Source organism: Cupriavidus taiwanensis, from assembly GCF_900249755.1.
In the GTDB taxonomy this organism is placed as follows: Bacteria; Pseudomonadota; Gammaproteobacteria; order Burkholderiales; family Burkholderiaceae; genus Cupriavidus; species Cupriavidus taiwanensis_D.
In genome coordinates this window covers 3,263,954-3,286,128 of the sequence record NZ_LT976853.1, presented here as the reverse complement: position 1 = coordinate 3,286,128, position 22,175 = coordinate 3,263,954, and the positions used below count along the sequence as shown (strand labels likewise).

At 69.7% G+C, this 22,175-nt stretch carries 21 protein-coding genes; 10 read left to right on the top strand and 11 right to left on the bottom strand.

What is annotated here, in order from left to right; genetic code table 11:
- Positions 1–60: 60 nt before the first annotated feature.
- Positions 61–264, top strand: a complete 204-nt coding sequence (locus tag CBM2594_RS15055; protein ID WP_174079241.1) for a hypothetical protein — start codon at positions 61–63, stop codon at positions 262–264.
- Positions 265–301: 37 nt separating this feature from the next.
- Here the strand turns inward: CBM2594_RS15055 and CBM2594_RS15050 are convergent, their stop codons facing one another.
- From CBM2594_RS15050 to hemA, 6 genes are all read right to left on the bottom strand, one after another.
- Complete coding sequence (locus tag CBM2594_RS15050; protein WP_116357527.1) at positions 302–925, bottom strand: UbiX family flavin prenyltransferase; 624 nt, start codon at positions 923–925, stop codon at positions 302–304.
- Positions 926–933: 8 nt separating this feature from the next.
- Positions 934–1,245, bottom strand: a complete 312-nt coding sequence (gene grxD, locus CBM2594_RS15045; protein WP_012354019.1) for a Grx4 family monothiol glutaredoxin — start codon at positions 1,243–1,245, stop codon at positions 934–936.
- A gap of 120 nt (positions 1,246–1,365) precedes the next feature.
- The gene (gene prmC, locus CBM2594_RS15040) at positions 1,366–2,238 is read right to left on the bottom strand and encodes a peptide chain release factor N(5)-glutamine methyltransferase (protein ID WP_116357526.1); all 873 of its coding nucleotides are present in this window, start codon (positions 2,236–2,238) and stop codon (positions 1,366–1,368) included.
- 157 nt (positions 2,239–2,395) lie between these two features.
- Positions 2,396–2,725, bottom strand: coding sequence for a hypothetical protein (locus CBM2594_RS15035; RefSeq protein ID WP_116357525.1), 330 nt, complete (start codon positions 2,723–2,725; stop codon positions 2,396–2,398).
- A gap of 191 nt (positions 2,726–2,916) precedes the next feature.
- Positions 2,917–3,999: a peptide chain release factor 1 gene (prfA, locus tag CBM2594_RS15030; protein WP_116357524.1), complete on the bottom strand. Its 1,083-nt coding sequence runs from the start codon at positions 3,997–3,999 to the stop codon at positions 2,917–2,919.
- 98 nt (positions 4,000–4,097) lie between these two features.
- On the bottom strand, positions 4,098–5,402 hold the full coding sequence (gene hemA, locus CBM2594_RS15025; RefSeq protein ID WP_062801867.1) for a glutamyl-tRNA reductase: 1,305 nt from the start codon (positions 5,400–5,402) through the stop codon (positions 4,098–4,100).
- Between the two features lie 166 nt (positions 5,403–5,568).
- Between hemA and CBM2594_RS15020 the strand changes: the two genes are divergently transcribed.
- Entirely contained in the window at positions 5,569–5,814 is a 246-nt protein-coding gene (locus CBM2594_RS15020) for a hypothetical protein (RefSeq protein WP_116357523.1), read from the top strand.
- Positions 5,815–5,886: 72 nt separating this feature from the next.
- Here the strand turns inward: CBM2594_RS15020 and CBM2594_RS15015 are convergent, their stop codons facing one another.
- Complete coding sequence (locus CBM2594_RS15015) at positions 5,887–6,654, bottom strand: 5'-methylthioadenosine/adenosylhomocysteine nucleosidase (protein WP_116357522.1); 768 nt, start codon at positions 6,652–6,654, stop codon at positions 5,887–5,889.
- 159 nt (positions 6,655–6,813) lie between these two features.
- Here CBM2594_RS15015 and CBM2594_RS15010 point away from each other — a divergent pair, with 159 nt between their 5' ends.
- The 3 genes from CBM2594_RS15010 to CBM2594_RS15000 are packed head-to-tail and all read left to right on the top strand — an operon-like array spanning position 6,814 to position 9,466.
- Entirely contained in the window at positions 6,814–7,860 is a 1,047-nt protein-coding gene (locus CBM2594_RS15010; protein ID WP_116357521.1) for a DUF2157 domain-containing protein, read from the top strand.
- On the top strand, positions 7,857–8,972 hold the full coding sequence (locus CBM2594_RS15005) for a DUF4401 domain-containing protein (RefSeq protein ID WP_116357520.1): 1,116 nt from the start codon (positions 7,857–7,859) through the stop codon (positions 8,970–8,972). The genes CBM2594_RS15010 and CBM2594_RS15005 overlap by 4 nt, the downstream gene beginning before the upstream one ends.
- On the top strand, positions 8,969–9,466 hold the full coding sequence (locus CBM2594_RS15000) for a GDYXXLXY domain-containing protein (protein ID WP_116357519.1): 498 nt from the start codon (positions 8,969–8,971) through the stop codon (positions 9,464–9,466). The genes CBM2594_RS15005 and CBM2594_RS15000 overlap by 4 nt, the downstream gene beginning before the upstream one ends.
- A 72-nt stretch (positions 9,467–9,538) precedes the next feature.
- Here CBM2594_RS15000 and ychF read toward each other — a convergent pair whose 3' ends face one another.
- Both ychF and CBM2594_RS14990 read right to left on the bottom strand, forming a co-directional pair.
- A complete protein-coding gene (ychF, locus tag CBM2594_RS14995; protein ID WP_116357518.1) occupies positions 9,539–10,630 on the bottom strand; it encodes a redox-regulated ATPase YchF in 1,092 nt (363 codons plus the stop codon).
- Between the two features lie 254 nt (positions 10,631–10,884).
- The gene (locus tag CBM2594_RS14990; protein WP_116357801.1) at positions 10,885–11,136 is read right to left on the bottom strand and encodes a hypothetical protein; all 252 of its coding nucleotides are present in this window, start codon (positions 11,134–11,136) and stop codon (positions 10,885–10,887) included.
- 256 nt (positions 11,137–11,392) lie between these two features.
- Between CBM2594_RS14990 and CBM2594_RS14985 the strand changes: the two genes are divergently transcribed.
- The 5 genes from CBM2594_RS14985 (at position 11,393) to CBM2594_RS14965 (ending at position 18,923) form a co-directional block, all read left to right on the top strand.
- Positions 11,393–12,682, top strand: a complete 1,290-nt coding sequence (locus CBM2594_RS14985; RefSeq protein WP_116357517.1) for a UbiH/UbiF family hydroxylase — start codon at positions 11,393–11,395, stop codon at positions 12,680–12,682.
- A gap of 46 nt (positions 12,683–12,728) precedes the next feature.
- Positions 12,729–13,487 carry a DsbC family protein gene (locus tag CBM2594_RS14980; protein ID WP_116357516.1) on the top strand — a complete coding sequence of 253 codons (759 nt, stop codon included), beginning with the start codon at positions 12,729–12,731 and terminating at the stop codon, positions 13,485–13,487.
- 109 nt (positions 13,488–13,596) lie between these two features.
- On the top strand, positions 13,597–14,601 hold the full coding sequence (gene acuI, locus CBM2594_RS14975; protein WP_116357515.1) for an acrylyl-CoA reductase (NADPH): 1,005 nt from the start codon (positions 13,597–13,599) through the stop codon (positions 14,599–14,601).
- Between the two features lie 75 nt (positions 14,602–14,676).
- Positions 14,677–16,491: a M61 family metallopeptidase gene (locus CBM2594_RS14970; protein WP_116357514.1), complete on the top strand. Its 1,815-nt coding sequence runs from the start codon at positions 14,677–14,679 to the stop codon at positions 16,489–16,491.
- Between the two features lie 50 nt (positions 16,492–16,541).
- Entirely contained in the window at positions 16,542–18,923 is a 2,382-nt protein-coding gene (locus CBM2594_RS14965; RefSeq protein ID WP_116357513.1) for an FUSC family protein, read from the top strand.
- Between the two features lie 69 nt (positions 18,924–18,992).
- On the opposite strand, the gene CBM2594_RS14960 is transcribed toward CBM2594_RS14965, so the two are convergent.
- Positions 18,993–20,324 (bottom strand): ABC transporter ATP-binding protein, encoded by a 1,332-nt coding sequence (locus tag CBM2594_RS14960; protein ID WP_116357512.1) that lies wholly within the window; start codon positions 20,322–20,324, stop codon positions 18,993–18,995.
- A 24-nt stretch (positions 20,325–20,348) separates the two neighbouring features.
- Entirely contained in the window at positions 20,349–22,103 is a 1,755-nt protein-coding gene (locus CBM2594_RS14955) for an ABC transporter permease (protein WP_198048135.1), read from the bottom strand.
- Between the last annotated feature and the right edge of the window lie 72 nt (positions 22,104–22,175).

The window sequence follows — 22,175 nt, the reverse complement described above, 5'->3', positions numbered from 1 at the left end:
GTTCTGCCCGTATAACGGCAGCAAGGCAGGCACATGCCCGTTGCGTACCCCAAGGATGACATGATGAGAATACTGACGATTGGACTGGCTGCCGCTGCGGCATCGGTGACCCTGCTGGGCGGCTGCGCCGTCTATCCCACGCCCGCCGGCCCGGCGGTCGGTCCGGCGCCGGTGTACGTGGCGCCCGCGCCGGTGGTGGTGGCGCCGCGTCCGTACTACTACGGGGGCTATGGGTACTATGGCCGGGGCTACCGGCGCTGGTGATCGGCGCCTGTGATCGTCGCCGGCGAGGCGGGGCGGTTCAGTTGCCGCCCGCGTCGCCGGCGCGGGCATTCAGCCCGCCCCAGCTGGGCGCAAGCGCCTGGCCGATCTGCGGCAGGTCCACCAGGTCCAGCACGCGCCCGACCGTATGGTCGACCAGTTCGGCGATGCTTTGCGGCTTCTGGTAGAAGCCCGGCACCGGCGGGAACACGATCCCGCCCATTTCCGTCACCGCCGTCATGTTGCGCAGGTGCGCAAGGTTCAGCGGCGTCTCCCGCACCATCAGCACCAGCTTGCGGCGCTCTTTCAGCGTGACGTCGGCGGCGCGGGTGATCAGGTTGTCCGAGAAGCCGTGCGCGATCGCCGCCAGCGTGCGCATCGAGCAGGGCGCCACCACCATGGCGTGCGCGCGGAACGAGCCGCTGGCGATGGTGGCGCCGATATCGCGCACGTTGTGCACCACGCCGGCCAGCGCTTCCACCTCGGCCCGGCTGATGTCCAGCTCGTGCTGCAGGTTCATCACGCCGGCCGGCGAAATCAGCAGGTGGGTTTCCACCGCGGGCGCCGCGCGCAGCACCTGCAGCAGGCGCACGCCGTAGATCGCGCCGGTGGCGCCGGTGATGGCGACGATCAGCCGTTGCGGTGTGCCGCCAGCGCCGGACATGGCGGAACTCAGCCCTTCAGCAGGGTTTGCAGTTCGCCGTTCTGGTACATCTCCATCATGATGTCCGAGCCGCCGATGAACTCGCCGTTCACGTAGAGCTGGGGGATGGTGGGCCAGTTGGCGTACTCCTTGATGCCCTGGCGGATGCCTTCGTCGTCCAGCACGTTGACCGTGGTCGGCGCGTCGACGCCGCAGGCCTTCAGGATCTGGATGGCGCGGCCCGAGAAGCCGCACATCGGGAATTGCGCGGTGCCCTTCATGAACAGGACTACGGGGTTGCCCTTGACGATCTGGTCGATCTGTTGCTGCACGTCGCTCATGGTCTGCTTTTCAGTGGGGCGGGACCGTGTCGCGGGCGCCGCCTGGGGAGAACGGGATACCGCGCGGCCGGGCCGCACGGCGGGATCTGATGGCGATTTTACCGGAATCGCCGCGGCGCTTCAGGGTGCCGCGCCGGGCCAGCGTCCGCCGGTGCAGCGCTCCAGCCCGGCCAGGTCGCGCGCCGTGAAGACTTCGTCGAAGCCGCAGGCTTCCAGCAACAGGCGCGTGGCCGCGGCCTGGTCATAGCCGTGTTCCATCAGCAGCCAGCCGCCCGGCAGCAGCCGCGCGCCGGCGCCGCCGACGATGGCGCGCAGGTCGGACAGGCCGTCGTCGTGGTCGGTCAAAGCGTCGATCGGCTCGAAACGCAGGTCGCCTTCGGCCAGGTGCGGGTCGCCCGCGGCGATATATGGCGGGTTGCTGACGATCAGGTGGAAGCGCAGCTCCGGCGGCAGCGCCGCGTACCAGTCCGACACCAGGAACTGGATGCTGTCCGCGCCCAGCGCGCGGGCGTTGTCCTGCGCGACCATCAGCGCGCCGGGCGAGATGTCGGTGGCCCAGACGTGCGCGTCGCGCCGCTCGCGCGCCAGCGTCACGGCAAGGATGCCGGAGCCCGTGCCGAGGTCCAGCACGCTGGGCTGCGGCACCGCGGCCAGCCGCGCCAGCGCCGCTTCCGCGGCGACCTCGGTATCGGGGCGCGGGATCAGCACGTCCGGCGTGACGCGGAACTTGCGGCCGAAGAACTCGCGTTCGCCGATCAGGTAGGCGATCGGCTCGCCCGCCAGCCGCCGCGCCAGCAGCGTGGCAAACGCGTCGCGCTGGGCGATGGTGAGCTGGTCGGTGTCGCGCGTAATGAGTTGCGTGCGGCTCAGGCCGGTGACGTGGGTCAGCAGCATGCGCGCTTCCAGCGCCGGCAGCCCGGCCATGGCGGCGAGCGTCTGGGCCTCGCGCAGCGTGGGGGTGGCGGGCAGCGCGGTGGAGTCGGGGGAAGACATCAAGTGGGCAAGGGACGGTTCTGGTGCCGGCTATAAAAAACCCCACCGGTGCGGGACCTGGCGGGGCTTTGTGGCGGTGCTCTGAGGTGAAACTTCCGGCTTCGCGCCAGTGTACCGCTCATCGGCGGCGGCGGGAGCAATGCCCCCGCCGGGGCGATTACTTATTGACGGCGTCCTTGGCCTTGTCCGCGCTGGCGTTGACGGCATCCTTGGCGGCCTGCTTGGCGTTTGCCATGGCGTTGCCGGCGTCTTCCTTGGCCTTGTCGGCTGCGGCCGAGACGTCGGCCGCGGCACCGCTGGCGGCGGACTTGGCGGCGTCTGCGGCGTTGCTGGCGGCAGCGGCGGCATCGCTTGCGGCGGCCTTGGCGGATTCCGCGGCGCTTTGCATGGCGCTCTCGGCGTTCGAGGCGGCAGGCGGCGCTTCTTCCTTCTTGCTGCAAGCGGCCATGGCCGCGGTGATCATCAACAGCGCGAGCAGTTTTTTCATGATTTCGTCCTAGGTATGTTCTCGGGAGTGACTACCCGGCACCATTCTCCGTTTGCCGGTCGAAATCGATTATAGACAGCGACTTTACCCCCGCCAGTGCTGTTTCAAGCATTTACAACAGATACAAAGACATCGGCGACTTTACGCGGTGTTCATCGCCGAAGGCTCGCCGGCCGGCTGCGAAGCGCAGTTCAGGAGTCGTCGCCCAGCGCTGCCAGCTGGTCCGCCTGGTGCTCGGCGGACAGCGCCGACAGCAGCTCGTCCATGTCGCCGTCCATGATCATGTCGATCTTGTACAGGGTCAGGTTGATGCGGTGATCGGTCACGCGGCCCTGCGGGAAGTTGTAGGTGCGGATGCGGTCGCTGCGGTCGCCCGAGCCGATCAGGTTGCGCCGCGTGCTGGCCTCGCGCGCCTGCGCGGCGCGTGCCTGCATGTCCTTGATGCGGGCGGCCAGCACCTTCATCGCCTTGTCCTTGTTGCGGTGCTGGCTGCGGTCGTCCTGGCACTCGACCACGATGCCGGTGGGCAGGTGGGTCAGGCGCACCGCGGAATCGGTCTTGTTGACGTGCTGGCCGCCCGCGCCGGAGGCGCGGAAGGTGTCGATGCGCAGGTCGGCGGGATTGATCTCGACCTCGCCGACCTCGTCGGCCTCGGGCATCACGGCGACCGTACAGGCGGAGGTATGGATGCGGCCCTGCGCCTCGGTGGCCGGCACGCGCTGCACGCGGTGGCCGCCCGATTCGAACTTCAGCCGGGAAAACGCGGCATCGCCGGCGATGCGGATGATCACTTCCTTGTAGCCGCCCAGGTCCGACGCCGATTCGCTCATCACCTCGACCTGCCAGCGCTGGCGCTCGGCATAACGCGTGTACATGCGCAGCAGGTCGGCGGCGAACAGCGCGCTTTCCTCGCCGCCGGTGCCGGCGCGGATTTCCAGCAGCAGGTTGCGGTCGTCATTGGGGTCGCGCGGCAGCAGCAGGCGCTGCAGGCTGGCCTGCAGCGCTTCCAACCGCGCGCGCGCGGCGGCGATCTCGTCGGCGGCGAAGTCCTTCATGTCCGGATCGTCGAGCAGCGCCTGCGCGGTGGCCAGGTCATCCTGGGCCTGCCGGTACTGGCCATATTGCTCGGCCACCGGCGACAGCTCGGCGTGCTCGCGGCTGAGCTTGCGGTACTGGTCGATATTGGCGGTCGCGTCTTCGCGCGCGAGCAGGGCGTTGACTTCGTCGAGTCGCTCGGCCAGTTGGTCGAGCTTGGCAAGCATGCTGGCTTTCATCGGGGCGGACAGGGAATGGTGTGGGCCGGGCCGTGCGCGCATTGGCGAGGACGGCGGCGAGGGCGTGCCGGCGCATTGCGCCGGCAAGGCAAGCGCGGCTAGCGCTCGGAATGGCTGCTGTGGCGGAACAGGCCCGGCACCAGGCGCAGCAGCGCCTCGCGGTCCTCGCCCTGGGTGTGGTTCAGCGCGTGGGTGGGGCCGTGCAGGAACTTGCGCGTCAGCGCGCCGGAGAGCGCCTCGAGCACGGCCTGCGGGTCGTCGCCGCGCGCCAGCATGCGGCGCGCGCGCTCCAGCTCGGCCTGGCGGATGGCTTCGCCGCTGCTCTGCAGTTCACGGATGACCGGCACCACGCTGCGGGTTTCCAGCCAGTGCATGAAGTTCTGCACGCGGCTTTCGATAATGGCTTCGGCCTGCGCCACCGCGGCCTGGCGCAGCGCGTTGCCTTCGCGCACGACCGCGCCGAGATCGTCGACGGTATAGAGGAAGACGTCGTCCAGCCGCGAGACTTCGGGCTCGACGTCGCGCGGCACCGCCAGGTCGACCATCATGATAGGACGGTGCTTGCGCCGCTTGACCGCGCGCTCGACCGCGCCCAGGCCGATGATGGGCAGCGAGCTCGCGGTGCACGACACCACGATGTCGAACTCATGCAGGCGCTCGCCCAGGTCAGACAGGCGGATCGCGTTGGCGGTCAGGCCCTGGCCGCTGAGCTGCTCGGCCAGCTTCTCGCCGCGCTCGACGGTGCGGTTGGCGACCACGATCTGGCGCGGCTGCTGCGCGGCGAAGTGGGTGGCGCACAGCTCGATCATCTCGCCCGCGCCGATAAACAGCACGCGCTGGGTCGAGACGCTTTCAAAGATCCGCTGCGCCAGCCGCACCGCGGCAGCGGCCATCGACACCGAATGCGCGCCGATCTCGGTCTGGCCGCGCACTTCCTTGGCCACCGCGAAGGTGCGCTGGAACAGCTGGTTCAGGTAGGTGCCGAGCGAGCCGGCTTCACCGGCGGTGCGCACCGCGTCCTTCAACTGGCCCAGGATCTGGGTCTCGCCCAGCACCATCGAATCGAGCCCGCTGGCGACGCGGAAGGCGTGGCGCACGGCTTCGGACTGCGGCAGCGCGTACAGGTGCGGCGCCAGTTCGGTGGCCGGCACGTTGTGGTGCTGCGACAGCCAGCGCAGGGTGTGCTCGAAGCCGTCCGTGCCCGGCGTCAGGACGTCGGTGGCGCAGTAGATCTCGGTGCGGTTGCAGGTGGAGAGAATGGCGGCTTCGGTGCCGCTGCGGCCCGACAGGTGCGAGCGCAGCGCCCCCAGCGCGGGCTTGATTTGCTCGAGCGGAAACGCCACCCGCTCGCGCAGCGAGACAGGTGCCGTGGTGTGATTGATGCCGATCGCGAGCAGTTGCATTGTAGGGGACTGGTGTGGCCCGGAGCGCGGCCGGACCGGATGCCATTATACCGCCGGGACCGATCATTGCAGTCGCCCGCCGCGGTGGATGGCAGCGCCGCCGGATTGCAGTATCGTTACGCCGCGGCCCGATGCGGCTGTGATGCGGACAACACAGGAGAAGCGGATGCTGGGCACCTTGATCGTGGGTTTGCTGGTCGGACTGGCGGCGCGCCGGCTGCATCCGGCAGGGCGCGTGGTGACCCTGCCGGCCGCGCTGGTGCTGGGCGCGGCGGGTGCCGCGGCGGCCTTCTACACCGGCCGCGCGCTGCATTGGTTTGTCGACGGCCAGCTCGGCAGCTGGCTGGCGGTGATCGCCGGGGCGGCGCTGCTGGTGGGGTTGTGGGGCACGGTGCGGCCGCGCGGGCGGTAAATACTGAACCGACTTTCCGGTCAGGAATCTGCACGCGGCTTGATCCTGGTCAGACGGCCGCGCTGCCCGGCGTCAGGCCCGCGCCGCCAGCAGGCGGCGCAGTACCCCGCTGGAATAGTGGCTGGCCACCTCGGTCAGGAATGCCGGAAAATCCACATGCGCGGTGTCGTCGGCGCGGTCCGAGATGGTCCGCATCACCGCGTAAGGCACCCCATACTCGTGGCAGACCTGCGCCACCGCGGCCCCTTCCATTTCCACCGCCAGCAGGCCGGGCAGGCGCTCGCGCAGCTCCGCCACCGCGGCGGGCGAGCCGATGAACTGGTCGCCGCTGGCGATCATGCCCTGGTGCAGCGCCGGCGCCGCGACGCCAAACTGCTCGCGCACCGCGCGCGGCACGTCGACCGCCAGGTCGTGGTGCAGGAAGTCCGCCGCGGCGGCATGAAGCTCGGCCGTCAGCGCCGGGTCGGCCGGGAATTCGGCGCGCTCCAGCAGCGGCACTTCATGGCGGCCGAAGAACGGGCGCGCGTCGAGGTCATGCTGCAGGGTGCGGTCGGCAATGACAATGTCGCCCACCTGCGTGTCGGCGCCGATGCCGCCGGCCAGGCCGGTAAAGACGATCTGGGTGGCGCCCAGCTCGCGGATCAGCGTGACCGTGGTGGCCGACGCCGCGACCTTGCCCATGCGCGCCAGCACCAGCACGCACGGCTGCCCGTACAGGTGGCCGGCGTAGTAGTCGCGCATGCCGATGGTGCGGACCGTGGCACGGCTGTCGTCATGGCGCATGGCGGCGACGAGGCCGTCGACTTCATCGTGGATGGCGGCAAGGATTCCGAGGGTCATGGGCGGGCCGGGGGCAAAGGCCACAGCATACCGGCGCGCGCGAGCCCGGCCTAGCTTCGCGCCGTTTCGCGCGCGACCGTACACCCCCTCCCACGCAACAGGTGCGGCCCACGTATCACTTTGCTAAAGTCGCCGTCATTCCAGCACGCAAGGGCGAGCATGCCAGCAACCCGCATCGGAACAATAGGCCCGGACCGCGCAGCCGGCGGCGAGCGGCGCGCCATCCGCCAGGCACTGGCGCACTGGCGCGCGCTGGGCCGCCTGGCGCCGGCGGCGGTGGCCGCGCCGTGGGCGCGCACCGAACCGGTCGCCGCGGACTGGCGCCGCTGGCTCGACACCGCGCTGATGGCGCTGGGCACCGCGCTGCTGTGCGCCGGCGTGATCGTGTTCTTTGCCTTCAACTGGCAGGACCTGCACAAGTTTTCCAAGTTCGGCCTGCTCGCTGGCGCGATCACGCTGCTGGCCGGCTTTGCCTGGCTGCGCCCGGCGGGCGATGCCGCCGGCCAGGCCGCGCTGGGCGGCGCGCAGGTGGTGGCGGGGGTGCTGCTGGCGGTGATCGGCCAGACCTACCAGACCGGCGCCGACCCCTGGCAGCTGTTCGCGCTGTGGGCGCTGCTGGCGCTGCCGTGGGCGCTGGCGGCGCGCGCGGCGCCGCACTGGTGGCTGGTGATCGTGGTCGGCAACGTGGCGCTGCTGCGGTATTTCAGCATCCGCTTCGGGGTCGATGGCGTGTTTTCGCTGCTGTTCGATTCGCGCCACGTGCGCACGGCGACGCTGGCGTTGCTGGGCGCGGTGGCGCTGCAGCTGGTGCTGTGGCAGTTGCTGTGCGCCAGGGCGCCGGCGCTCGGCTTCCGCGGCGTGACCGGCGGCCGCATGCTGGCGGCGCTGGCCTGCGTGCATGCCGGTTCGCTCGGGCTGGCCAGCCTGCTGCGCAGCGACTTCGACGGCGCCGCCTTCGCGCTGGCGCTGCTGGCGCTGGCCGCGCTGGTCTGGTGGTTCCGCTGGCATGCCTTCGACATCGTGGTGCTGAGCCTGGCCTGCCTGACCGGCATCGTGCTGGCCGTGGCCGCGATCGCCAAGGTGCTGTTCGAGGGCAAGGATGATTTCGGCGCCTTCCTGCTGCTCGGCCTGCTGACCATCGGCCTGGCGGCCGGCGCGGCGGCGTGGCTGATGCGGGCCTGGCGCAGCCAGATGGAGCAGGCATGAGCAACGTACTGCAGACCGAGCAACGGCTCTGGCAGCAACTCGCCGCGCGCGGCGAAGTCCAGGGCGAGCCGCCCGCGCATCCCCACACGCCGTGGGCGGTGCGCTGCCTGATGGGCGCGGCGGGCTGGCTGGGCGCCTTGTTCTTCCAGTTCTTCCTGGTCGGCACGGTCTTCGTTGCCGCGCGCGAGAACGGCGTGGCGATGGCCGTCACCGGGCTCGCCATGATCGCGCTGGCCGCGCTGCTGTACTGGCGCGGCGGCGGCATTGCCGCGGGGCAGTTCGCGCTGGCGGTCAGCCTGAGCGGGCAGGGCATGGCCGTGTTCGGCCTGGCCGAGGCGCTGGGCTTCACGCGCGTGGCCGAGAGCGCCGGCTTCTGGGCCGCGCTGGCGCTGTTCGAGGCCGCGCTGGCGTGGCTGGTGCCCAACCGGCTGCACCGGCTGCTGTGCGGGCTGGGCGCGTGGATCGGGCTGGCCGGCGCGGTGCATCTCGCCATGGCCGGCAGCAAGCCGGAGGACTGGCTGTTGCTGACGTGGTCGCTGGGCTGGCTGGTGCCGCTGGGCGCCGCCCTGGTGGCCGGCTTCACGCTGGCGGAAGCGCGCCTGTGCGCGGACGGCCGCCATGCGCTGCTCGAACCGCTGGCCGATGCGACGCTGCTGTTCACGCTGGCGGCGGCGCTGGTCGTCACCGGCATGAGCCATCCGCTGGCCTGGCTCGAGGGCCCGGACGCCGCGCGCATCCCGCTGGCGCACTGGGCCGCGGGTGGAATGGTCACGCTGATGCTGGCCGGCTTCGCGCTGGCCGAATGCCGCCGGCTGGCGCTCGGCCCGGCAATGCAAGGCGCCGTGCTGGGCGGGGTGGTGGCGTTCGGTGCGCTGATGGCAGCCGCGCCGGCGGTGGTGGCCGGGGTGCTCGCGCTGGGGCTGGCGCTGCGGCGCGCCTCGATGCCGTGGCTGGGGCTGGGCGTCACCAGCATCGCCATCGGTTTTATCTGGTACTACTCGGCGCTGCACTGGACCCTGCTGGCCAAGTCCGCCACCCTTGCCGCCGCCGGCGTGCTGCTGCTGGCCGGGCGCCACTGGCTGCTGCGCCACACCCAGATGGAGGCCGCATGAAACGCTGGATCCTGATCGCGTGGGCGCTGACGCTGGCGCTGGCTGCCGTCGGCATCGCCGGCAAGGAGCGCCTGCTGGCGCGCGGCGATACCGTCTTCCTCAAGCTCGCGCCGGTCGACCCGCGCTCGCTGATGCAGGGCGACTACATGGCGCTGAACTTCGACCTCGGCAACCAGATCCGCGCCGCACGGGCGCAAGACCGGCGGCTGCCGCGCGACGGCGTCGCCGTGATCCGCCGCGATGAACACGGCATTGCCAGCTTCGTGCGCGTGCATGGCGCAGAGCCGCTGGCGCCGGGCGAGCAGCTGCTGCGCTACCAGACCGCCCGCGCGCGCTGGGGCGGCATGCAGGTGCAGGTGTCGACCGATGCGTATTTCTTCCAGGAAGGGCAGGGCAAGCGCTTCGAGAAGGCCGAGTATGGGGAATTCCGCGTGGGAGCGGACGGGCAGGCGCTGCTGGTGGGGTTGCGGGGGAAGGGGATGGAGAAGCTGTGAGGCCGGCGCGATGCGCGCCGCGCCAGTAAAAAAGCCCGCATCGCTGCGGGCTTTTTCATGCGTCGGGTGGCATCAGACGTTGAACAGGAAGTTCATCACATCCCCGTCCTTCACCACATATTCCTTGCCTTCGGCGCGCATCTTGCCGGCTTCCTTGGCGCCGGTCTCGCCCTTGAAGGCGATGAAGTCGTCATAGGCGATGGTCTGCGCGCGGATAAAGCCGCGTTCGAAATCGGTGTGGATCACGCCGGCGGCCTTGGGCGCGGTGTCGCCCACGTGGATGGTCCAGGCGCGCACTTCCTTGACCCCCGCGGTGAAGTACGTCTGCAGGCCCAGCAGCTTGAAGCCGGCGCGGATCACGCGGTCCAGGCCCGGCTCTTCCATGCCCAGGTCGGCCAGGAACTCGGCCTTGTCGGCGTCGTCCAGGTCGGCGATCTCGGCCTCGATGGCGGCGCAGACGGCGACCACGGGGGAGTCGGTCTGCTTGGCGTATTCGCGCACCGCGTCCAGGTGCGGGTTGTTGTCGAAGCCATCTTCACGCACGTTGGCGACGTACATGGTGGGCTTGGCGGTGATCAGGCAGAACGGGCGGATCGCTTCCCACTCTTCCGGCGCCAGGTCCAGCGTGCGCACGGCCTTGGCCTGGTCCAGCACGGACTGGGCCTTTTCCAGCACGGCGACCAGGCGCTGGGCTTCCTTGTCGCCGGCGCGGGCCGGCTTGACGTAGCGTGCCAGCGCCTTCTCGACGGTGGCCAGGTCGGCCAGCGCCAGTTCGGTGTTGATGACTTCGATGTCCGACAGCGGGTCGACGCGGCCGGCGACATGGATCACGTTGTCGTCCTCGAAGCAGCGCACCACGTGGGTGATGGCATCGCATTCGCGGATATTGGCCAGGAACTGGTTGCCCAGGCCTTCACCCTTGGAGGCGCCCGCCACCAGCCCGGCGATGTCGACGAACTCGACCGTGGCCGGCAGGATGCGCTCCGGCTTGACGATCTCGGCCAGCTTCGCGAGCCTCGGATCCGGCACTTCCACCACACCCACATTGGGCTCGATGGTGCAGAACGGATAGTTTTCGGCGGCGATGCCGGCCTTGGTCAGGGCATTGAACAGCGTGGACTTGCCGACGTTGGGCAGGCCGACGATGCCGCATTGGAGGCTCATGGTGTTGTCTTCGGAATCAATGGTTTGCGTGATGCCACCGGGGCCCGCGAGGAAACTGCGTCGGGACGAGATAAAGACATCACATCGCGCTGGCCAGGCGAGGTTGCGCGCCTTTGCCACGGAAAACCGCGATTGTAACCTTTTGAGGGCCCCGAACGGTGTCAGGGCAGCAGTGCAGCGCCGGCAAACAAAACGGCCAAGGTGTCAGGCTTGGCCGTGGATCGTGGTGTGGTGCCGGATCGTTACGGTTGCGATCAGGCGCCGTCGGTGAATTGGTCTCGCATGTCCGTGGTCTTCGCGCCGTCCGTGAACGTGTCGCGGGTTCCGGTGCTGCGCGCGCCGTCGGTGTAGACGTCAAACTTCGAAACCTTGGCGCCGTCGGTGTAGACATCGAACTTCGAAACCTTCGCGCCATCCGTATAGACGTCGCGAGGAGCGGTACCCCCGAATGCCGTGCCCATGACTCCAGCGGCGGCGACGGCAATCAATATTGATGATTTATGCATTTGGTCCACCTCCCTTCAGGTGGTGAGTTCCCCGGCCAGTAACATTCGCTTCAATATACGCCCCGCCGTCCCTGAAGGCGGAGGCGCCGACCCTATTGTTTAGTTCTAAGCCTTATGACGCGCAGCTATATGGAGCGGCCGATGAGAACGCGGGTCTCTGCGCTGGCCATGGCTTTCCCGATGCGCCTTGCGGGCCACCATCGCGCTGGCAGCCGCGCCGGGACAGGCCCCGGAGTGACGTGGCTATAATCCAGCCATGACCCGATCCCACGCGTCCGCGCGACCCGCCGCGCGCAAATCCTCCGCTTTCCAGGTTGCCGTCGTCGGCGGCGGCATCGTCGGCAAGTCTTGCGCGCTGCTGCTGGCGCAGCAGGGCATGGACGTCGCGCTGATCGCGCCCCGTCCGGCGCGCGCCGCGGCCAGCGCCGCGCCGGATGACTGGGACAGCCGCATCTACGCCTTCTCCGCCAGCTCGCAGGCGCTGCTCGAACGCATGCGCGTGTGGGAAGCGCTGGACCCGGCGCGGATCCAGCCGGTGCGCGACATGCGCGTGTTCGGCGACGTCAGCGCCGCCGAGACCTCGCCCAGCTTCGACGGCGACCTGCATTTCTCCGCGTATGCCGCGGCGGTGCCGCAGCTGGCGTGGATCATCGAATCGCGCCTGGTCGAGCGCGCGCTCGACACCGCGCTGGGCTTCCAGCACCAGGTGACGTGGCACGACGGCACCGCCAGCGTGTGCGAGCGCGACCCCGACGGCATCACGCTGACGCTGGACCACGGCGGCAAGGTGCGCACCGCGCTGGCGATCGGCGCCGATGGCGCGCGTTCGTGGCTGCGCCAGCAATGCCATATCGGCGTCAGCACGCGCAAGTACCGCCAGCTTGGCGTGGTGGCCAACTTTGCCTGCGAGCTGCCGCACCATGAAACCGCGTGGCAGTGGTTCCTGGGCGCGCCGGAAAAGCTGATGGCCGACGAGGAGCCCGCCAACGGCGAAGTGCTGGCCATGCTTCCACTGCCGGACAACCATGTGTCGATGGTCTGGTCCGCCGACGAAGCCCACGCGCGCGAACTGCTGGCGCTGTCGCCGGAGGCGCTCGCCGCCACCGTGATGCAGGGCGCCAGCGGCGCGGTCGGCGCGCGCTTCGGCGCGCTGCGCTGCGTGACCCCCGCACAGGGCTTCCCGCTGGTGCTGCAGCGTGCCGACCAGTTCGTGCAGCCGCACGTGGCGCTGGTGGGCGACGCCGCCCACGTGGTGCATCCGCTGGCCGGCCAGGGCATGAACCTGGGCCTGCGCGACGTCGCGGAACTTGGCCGCGTGATGGCCGACAAAGAACCTTTCCGCAGCGAGGGCGACCTGCGCCTGCTGCGCCGCTACGAGCGCGCGCGCGCCACGGACTTGCTGTCGCTGACCGCCGCCACCGACGGGCTGCACCGGCTGTTCTCGCTGCCGGGCAGCGTGGCCCGCGTGGTGCGCAATACCGGCATGCGCGCGGTGGGCGGCCAGTCCGTGCTCAAGCGCTTGCTGATCGGGCGCGCGCTCGGCTAGGTCCGCACGCATCGTCCCGCCCCCTTACCGAATTCCTGGAGTCCACATGTTCCCATCCCTGCGCCGCCGCACCGCCCTCCGCGCCACGCTCGCCGCCCTTGCCGGCGGCCTGGCCGCTGCCGGCTTTGCGCTCCATGCCATGGCGGCGGGCGATCCCGGCACCGACCGCATCAAGGAGTCGCTGCAGAAAATGCTGGGCGGCCGCGCCGAAGTGAAGAGCGTCGGCAAGACCCCGGTGCCGGGCCTGTTCGAAGCCAATATCGGCGGGCAGGTGGTGTACACCGATGCCACCGGCCGCTACATCCTGAACGGCGAGATGATCGACACCCGCACCGGCACCAACCTGACCGAGGAGCGGCTGGCCGAAATCAACCGCATCAAGTGGTCGGACCTGCCGCTGGCGCGCGCGATCAAGTGGACCAAGGGCGATGGCAGCCGCCAGGTGGCGGTGTTCTCGGACCCCAACTGCGGCTACTGCAAGCGCATCGAGCAGACCTTCCAGCAGATGGACAACATCACCGTGTACACCTTCCTGTACCCGGTGCTGTCGCCGGATTCGGAAACCAAGTCCAGGCAGGTCTGGTGCGCGGCCGACCGCACCAAGGCCTGGCGTGACTGGATGCTCAAGCAGGTGGCGCTGACCGGCAACGGCAGCTGCAAGACCCCGCTGGAAGAAAACCTGTCGCTGGGCCGCAGCATGAACGTGACCGGCACGCCGGCGGTGTTCTTCACCGACGGCACCCGCATCCCCGGCGCGGCGGACGTTGCCACGCTGGAGCGCAAGCTCGCCAGCCTCAAGAAATAAGCGCGCCGGACCTGTCCCGGCTCGATCGACGGCCGGACCTGTCCGGCCGTTGTGCTTTTTGCCTTTCCCACCATTGCATGCGATCGCCGCCAGGCGACAAGGAGACACCATGACCTTCCAGGCATTGCTGCTGACCCAGGCCGACGGCGCCACCCAGGCCAGTATCGCCACCCTCGACGATGCGCAGTTGCCAGCCGACGGCGACGTGCTGGTCGCCATCGACTACTCCACCATCAATTTCAAGGACGGGCTGGCGATCACGGGCCGCTCGCCGGTGGTGCGCAAGTGGCCGATGGTGGCGGGCATCGACGGTGCCGGCACGGTGCTGGAATCCGCGCATCCGCGCTGGAAAGCCGGCGACAAGGTGGTGCTGAACGGCTTCGGCGTGGGCGAGACGCACTGGGGCTGCCTGGCACAGCGCGCGCGCCTGAAGGGCGACTGGCTGGTACCGCTGCCCGCCGCCTTCACCACGCGCCAGGCCATGGCGATCGGCACCGCGGGCTATACCGCGATGCTGTCGGTGCTGGCGCTGGAGCGCGGCGGCGTCAACGGCCCGGTGCGTCCGGGCGACGGCGAGGTGCTGGTGACCGGCGCGTCGGGCGGGGTGGGCTCGGTGGCGATCGCGCTGCTGAGCAAGCTGGGCTACCAGGTGGTGGCGTCGACCGGCAAGACGCGCGAGGCGGATTTCCTGAAGGCGCTCGGCGCCGCGGACGTGATCGACCGCGCCGAGCTGGGCGTGCCCGGCAAGCCGCTGCAGAAGGAGCGCTGGGCGGCGGTAATCGATTCGGTGGGCTCGCACACGCTGGTCAACGCCTGCGCGCAGGTGCGCTACGGCGGCGTGGTGACGGCGTGCGGGCTGGCGCAGGGGCTGGACTTCCCCGGCTCGGTCGCGCCCTTTATCCTGCGCGGCATCACGCTGCACGGCATCGACAGCGTGATGGCGGCGATGCCGCTGCGCGAGCAGGCCTGGCAGCGGCTGGCCAGCGACCTGGAGCTCGATCGCCTGAATGCGCTGACGCGCGAGATCGGCCTGGGCGATGCCATCGAGGCCGGACGCAAGATCATGGAAGGCGGCATGCGCGGGCGCGTGGTGGTGGATGTGAATCGCGCCTGAGCGCAGCGCCAGCATGCCTGGCTGCGCCTCACCGCGCCGGCGCTGCATGCAGGCGCCGACGTTACAATCCTGCCCATGACGCCGATCCGCTACGCCATCGCCCCGCTTCAGCCTGAAGCGCACCTGTTTGCCGTTACCGTCACCGTAGCCGAGCCCGACCCGTCCGGGCAGTGCTTCTCGCTGCCGGCGTGGATTCCCGGCAGCTACATGATCCGGGACTTCGCCCGCAATATCGTGCGCATCCGCGCCGACGCGGGCGGGCGCGAGGTCAGGCTGACCAAGCTCGACAAGCAGAGCTGGCAGGCCGCGCCGGTCAGCCTGGCCGACGGCCCGCTGACGCTCAGCTACGAGGTCTACGCCTGGGATCTTTCCGTGCGCGCCGCGCACCTGGACACCACCCATGGCTTCTTCAACGGCAGCTCGGTGTTCCTGTGCGTGGACGGGCAGGCCGAGCGGCCCTGCACCGTCGATATCCACGCGCCCGCGGGCGAGGCCTACCGCGACTGGCGCGTGGCCACCGCGATGCGCGAGGCGCCGGGCCGCGACGGAGCGAAGCGCTACGGCTTCGGCCGCTACCAGGTGGCCGGCTACGACGAGCTGGTCGACCACCCGGTCGAGATGGGCACGTTCCAGCTGGCCAGCTTCCGCGCCTGCGGCGCGCAGCACGACGTGGTCTTCACCGGCCGCGTGCCGCAGCTGGACCTGGAACGCGTGTGCCGCGACCTGAAGCGCATCTGCGAGACCCAGATCCGGCTGTTCGAGCCGCGCACCGCGCAGGCGCCGTTCCTGGACAGCAACCGGCGCTATGTGTTCATGACCATGGTCACCGGCGACGGCTACGGCGGCCTGGAGCATCGCGCCAGCACCGCGCTGATCTGCTCGCGCAATGACCTGCCGGTGCGCGGCGACAGCGAGACCAGCGAGGGTTACCGCACCTTCCTCGGGCTGTGCAGCCACGAGTATTTCCACACCTGGAACGTCAAGCGCATCAAGCCGGCCGCGTTCGTGCCGTACCGGCTCGCGCAGGAAACCTACACGCCGCTGCTGTGGCTGTTCGAGGGCTTCACCAGCTACTACGACGATCTGGTGCTGGTGCGCTCGGGCTGCGTCACCGAGGCGCAATACGTCGAGATGCTGGCCAAGACCTGGAACGGCGTGCTGCGCGGCAACGGCCGCACCAAGCAGAGCGTGGCCGAAAGCTCGTTCGACGCCTGGACCAAGTACTACCGCCAGGACGAGAACGCGCCCAACGCCATCGTCAGCTACTACACCAAGGGCGCGCTGGTGGCGCTGGCGCTGGACCTGACCATCCGCGACAAGACCCGCGGGCGGCGCTCGCTCGACGACGTCATGCGCGCGCTGTGGCGCGGCTACGGCCGCGGCTTCTATGCGCCGGATGCGGTGCAGCGCGGCGTGACCGGGGCCGAGGTTTACGCGCTGTTCGATGAAGTCACCGGCCTGCGCCTGGGGCCGCTGCTGCGCGCGCTCACCGAAGGCACCGGCGAGCTGCCGCTGCCGGCGCTGTTCAAGGCGTTCGGGATCAAGGCCGAGGCGCAGAAGCCGGCGCGCACCGCGGCGCTGGGCATCAAGGTCAAGACCGAGGACGGCTGGGTGCGCGTGACCCAGGTGCTGGATGGCGGTGCCGCGCAGGCCGCGGGCCTGTCCGCGGGCGACCTGCTGGTGGCGGTCGACGGCCTGCGCGTGGCGCCCGGCCAGCTCGACAAGCTGCTGGCGCGCTACCGCCCCGGCGACCGCGTCGAGCTGCACGCCTTCCGCCGTGACGAGCTGCAGGCGCTGCCGGTGACGCTGGCGCGCGAGCCGGCGGCGCAGTACAAGCTCAAGCCGGAGGGCGGGCGGCACGCGGCGCGCTCGCGCTGGCTGGGCCAGTGAACTAGTCTTCCGCAGCCACACCCGCCACCGCAGTCCATCGCCCCCGCTGCATGCAATACGCGCACGATCCCCGCACCTTCCTGTATTCGCATTACGTCTACCGGGGACTGCGCTCGGCCACGGGCGTGATCGGCGCGACGCTGATCGCGCTGCACTTCAGCGACCTGCCCACCGCCATGGTGGTGTCGATGGGCGCGCTGTGCACCAGCCTGATGGACCTGCCCAGCCCGCTGAACCACAAGTTCAACGAGATGCTGGCCAGCGTGCTGCTGTGCAGCGTGGTCACGCTGGTGGTGGCGCTGGCCACGCCGTTCCCGCGCGTGATGCCGTTCCTGCTGGTGCTGGTGACGTTCCTGGCGGGCATGATGACGGTGTACGGCAACAAGACGCTGCCGCTGCAGTTCGCCGCACTGTTCGTGATGACGCTCACGATCAACGAAGACTTCCTGGTGCGGCGCGCGCTGGAACACGCCGCGCTGTTCAGCATCGGCGCGGTCGCCTACCTGGGTTACGCGATGCTGGTGAGCTGGCTCACCGAGCGCCGCACCCGGCAGCAGGTGCTGGCCGAATCGCTGTACGAGCTGGCCGGCTACCTGGAAATCAAGGCCGGCTTCTACGACGCCGGCAACGACTTCGAAGCCCAGTTCAACCAGCTGGTGCGCCAGCAGATCGTGGTGGCCGAGCGCCAGCAGGCCGCGCGCGACCTGGTGCTGCGCGGCAACCGCACCCCGCACGACGGGCTGCTGGTGCAGGTGCACCTGCGCATGCTCGACCTGTACGAGTACATCCTGTCGACCAACACCGACTATCCGATGCTGCGCCAGACCTTCGCCGGCACGCCGGTGCTGGACCACCTGCGCGGGCTGGTGATGCAGATGTGCAAGGACGTGGAAGAGATCGCCTACGAGGTCACGCGCGGGCGGGGCTCGTACGCCACGGTGGAATACCGCCAGGGCCTGCGCGCGGTCGAGGCCGAGATCGCGCAGCTGCGCCATCACCATATCAACCCGGCGGCGATGACGGCGCTGGTCGAGACGCTCGACATGATGCGCGGCGCGATCACGCTGATCGGCCAGCTGCACGAGGCCTCGCGCACCCCGGTGGAACCGGCCAAGGTGCTGCCCGGCTCTGACATGACACCGTTCCTGACGCGCCAGAAGTATGAGCTGAGCGTGCTGCGCGACAACCTGAAGTGGCGCTCGCCGGCGTTCCGCTTTGCACTGCGGGTCTCGATGGCGGTGGCGCTGGGGCTGTGGATCGCCGAGCGCCTGCCTTACGTGTCGCACAGCTACTGGATCCTGCTGACCATCATCGTGATCCTGAAGCCCAATTTCAGCATGACCAAGCAGCGCTACAACGACCGCGTGATCGGCACGCTGATCGGCTGCGTGGTCTCGGTCGCGATCCTGAAGGTGGTGCACCAGCCGCTGATCCTGCTGGGCGTGCTGTTCCTGTCGCTGGTGGCCAGCGCCGCGTTCGTCACCATCAAGTACCGCTACACCGCGATCGCCGCCTGCATCCAGGTGCTGATCCAGATCCACCTGCTGATGCCGGGCAGCCCCACGGTGGCGGGCGAGCGGCTGGTGGACACGGTGATCGGCGGCATCATCGCGTCGCTGTTCAGCTTCGTGCTGCCGAGCTGGGAGTACCGCGCCATCCCCAAGCTGGTGGAAAACGTGCTGCAGGCCAACCGCCGCTATATCGCCGCCACGCGCGACCTGCTGCTGCGCCGGGCCAAGGATGACTTTGCCTACCGCGTGCAGCGCAAGCAGTTCATGGACAACCTGTCGGCGCTGATCTCGTCGTTCCAGCGCATGCTGGACGAGCCCAAAAGCCGGCACCGCGCGGTCGACAACCTGAACCGCTTTATCGTGCAGAACTACCTGGTGGCCGCGCACGTGGCGGCGGCGCGCATCCAGGTGCGCCAGCACTACGACGAACTCGATATCCCGGCCGCTGAAGCCGCGATCGAACAAGCGACGGAAGCCGCCAGCCACAGCCTGCAGCTGGCCAGCGAGCGGCTGCATGCCGACGAGCGCGGCGGCGGCCGTGGCGCCGGGTTTATCCGCAAGGCGCCGGCGGAGCGCAAGGAGGCCGTGGCGGCAGTCGAGGTGGCGCCGGAAGCAGCGGTCCAGGAGGTTCCGGAGCAGGCCGTAGAAACCGTCACGCCCGAAGCGGCCGAAGCCGCGGAAGACGCCGCCGCGGAACGCCGCGCCCGCCTGGCCGATTCGGCCGACAAGCGCCGCACCGACACGCTGGTGCAGGCCGCCGCGGCGGGCGAGTCGAGCGAGCAGGCCGGGGCCACCTCGAGCTCCACCGGCCGCCCCGCCAACGCGGTGCTGGAGCGCCGGCTGCGCGCGCTGCGCGAGGATGCGGCCAAGATTGCGCTGCGGACGGGGGCGATCGGGCGGGCGATGCGGGCGCGGTCCTAACGGGACGATCCCGAAACCGATTGCGTGCTCCCCTCTCCCGCTTGCGGAGAGGGGAGTGTGGCGGCATCGTCAAGCCCCGTGCCCAGCCACCCCCTCATCCTCCGGCAACGTCAGCCTCCCGCTGTTGTAGCTGTACTCGAAGATCTCCCCATACCGCCCCCAGCCGATCGCCACGCTCAGCACGCGTTCGGCTTCCGCCGGCTTGAGGAACTGCTCCAGCTCATCCAGCACCTGTTGCTCGCCGATCTCGCCGGCTTCGCTCGCCACCAGTTCGCGGCGCACATGCGCGGCCAGCGCGACGTTGGCGAGCAGTTGCCGGCCGAAGATCGCCTTGCGCTGCTGCGGCCCGGCGGCGTAGTAGGCGCGGCCCGCGTCGGTGGCGGTGATGTCGCCGGCGTCGATCGAGACCAGCTGCACCAGTTGCAGCGCTTCGCAAGCGGGCAACAGCTCGTCGTCGGTCAGGCCGGCCTCGTCGGCCAGGTGGGGCAGGTCGGCGCGGCAGTGGAAGGGCGCCTCGCACAGCAGGTCGAGGATGGCCTCCATCTGGCTGATGTCGGCGTCCGGCAGCCGGTAGCCGATCTCGCGCGCGGGCGCCGGCAGGCGCGCCTCGGCCGCGGGCGCGGTCATCAGCGCGTAGATCTGGTCGACCAGCGCGCGCACCTGCGCGCTGTCGCGGTTGCGCGGGCGCGGCAGCGCCACCGGCACTTCGGCGCGGATGCGGCCGGGGTCGCTCGACAGGATCACGATGCGGTCGGCCATCATCGCCGCTTCTTCGATATTGTGCGAAACGATCAGGATGCTCCTGATATTGGCGCGCCCGCTTTCCCACAGCGCCAGCATCTCGTCACGCAGGGTCTCGCCGGTCAGCACGTCCAGCGCCGAGAACGCCTCGTCCATCAGCAGCAGGTCGGGTTCGGTCACCAGCGCGCGCGCAATGCCGACGCGCTGGCGCATGCCGCCGGACAATTCGCGCGGCAGCGCGCTGTTGAAGCCGGCCAGGCCGATCATGTCGATCGCCGCCTCGGCGCGGCGCTCGCGCTCGGCCCTGGGCACGCCCTGCGCCTCCAGCCCCAGCTCCACGTTCTGCTGCACCGTCAGCCACGGGAACAGCGCGAACGACTGGAACACCATGGCGATGCCCTCGGCGGTGCCGGCCAGACGCTGGCCGCGAAAACGCACTTCGCCGCGGTCGGCGCCGACCAGACCGGCCATGATGCGCAGCAGCGTGGACTTGCCCGAGCCGGACTTGCCCAGCATGGCGACGATCTCGCCCTCGCGCAGGGTCAGGTCCACGCCCTCGAGCACGGCGCGGTCGCTCTGGCTGGCGGTGCGGAAGATCTTGCCGACGCCGCGCAGTTCGATCACGGCGGGGGCGGCGTGGGTTGCAATGTTCTCTGCCATCGTTGCCTTGACTGGTGACTCGCCTTAGAGGCGGGTGCGCTCCTGCGCAAGTTGATACAGGCGGTTCCACAGCAAGCGGTTGAAGCCGACCACGAACAGCGCCATCACGACTATGCCCAGCGCAATGCGCGGGAAGTCGCCGCGCGCAGTGGTCTCGGCGATATAGCTGCCGAGCCCGGTGGCGACGATGGTGCGGTCGCCCCAGGTCACGTACTCGGACACGATGCTGGCGTTCCACGAGCCGCCGGCCGCGGTGACCAGGCCGGTCAGCAGGCTGGGGAAGACCGCCGGAATCAGGAAGCGCTTCCACAGCAGCCAGCCGCGCAGGCCGAAGTTGCGCGCGGCCAGCCTCAGCTCGGTGGGGATGCCCGACGCCCCCGCGATGACGTTGAACAGGATGTACCACTGCGTGCCGAAGATCAGCAGCGGGCTCAGCCAGATCTCCGGGTTCAGCCCGAAGCGCGCGATCAGCATCACCGCCAGCGGGAACATCAGGTTGGCCGGGAATGCGGCGAGGAACTGCGCCACCGGCTGCGCGATGCGCGCGAGGTCCGGGTTCAGGCCGATGCGGATGCCGACCGGCACCCACACCAGCGCCGCCAGCGCGATCAGCACGATCACCCGCACCATGGTCAGCGTGCCGAGCCACAGCACATGGACGGCTTCGGCCCAGCCCACTTCGCTATGGACGAAATAACCCACGCGCAGCAGCGCGGCCAGCGCCACCAGCACGATCACGGCGTCGCGCGCACGCCCCAGCCAGCGCGCGCGGCGCGGATCGGCCGGACGGGCCGGCGCCGGCGCGCCAGTGCGCGCACCCCATGCCAGCGTGCGTCCGGCCAGCGCCGTGGCCTGCGCCAGCAGCGCGCCCACCCACGCCGAGCGGCGCAGCAGGTCCAGCAGCCATGACTGCGGCAGCTTGTCCTGCGCCAGCGTTTCGAAGCGGAAGCGGTCGGCCCATGCCACCAGCGGGCGGAACAGCAGCTGGTCGTACAGCAGGATGCCGACCAACATCGCCACGATGGCCCAGCCGATCGCGGCCAGGTCCTGCTGCTGGATCGCCAGCGCGATATACGAGCCGATACCGGGCAGCCGGATATCGTGGCCCGACACCGAGATCGCCTCGGACGCGACCACGAAGAACCAGCCGCCGGACATCGACATCATCATGTTCCACAGCAGCCCCGGCATGGCGTAGGGCACTTCCAGCCGCCAGAAGCGCTGCCACGCCGACAGCCGGAACATGGCCGCGGCCTCCAGCAGGTCACCCGGGATGGTGCGGAACGACTGGTACAGGCTGAACGCCATGTTCCAGGCCTGCGACGTGAAGATGGCGAAGATCGCCGCGCATTCCACCCCGGCCAGGTTGCCCGGAAACAGGGCGATAAAGCCGGTCACGGTGATCGACAGGAAGCCCAGCACCGGGATCGACTGCAGGATGTCCAGCGCGGGCACCAGCACTTTCTCCGCGGTGCGGCTCTTGGACGCCAGCGCGGCAAAGGCCAGCGAGAACAGCAGCGACGCCGCCAGCGCGGCCAGCATGCGAATGCTGGTGCGCATCAGGTAGTAGGGCAGGTAGGCCACGTCCAGGTGCACCGCCAGGGGCTGGCCGGGCTGGAACGGGACATTCATCTGCTGCGCGGCGAACGCGATCATCACGATCACGGCCAGGATCATCGGCAGCAGCGCCAGGTCGAAGCGGTTGGGCGGGGCGCGCAGCAGCTGGCTGTCGAAGCCAGGGGCGGGCTGGGCCGCGCGGCGGTCGGCGGGTGGCATCATGGGCGCTTCTCGGGCGGTGTCGAGCTGGGAGGGCGCAGGCTTGTGGCCCGGCCCCGCTTCGCGCCGGGCGGC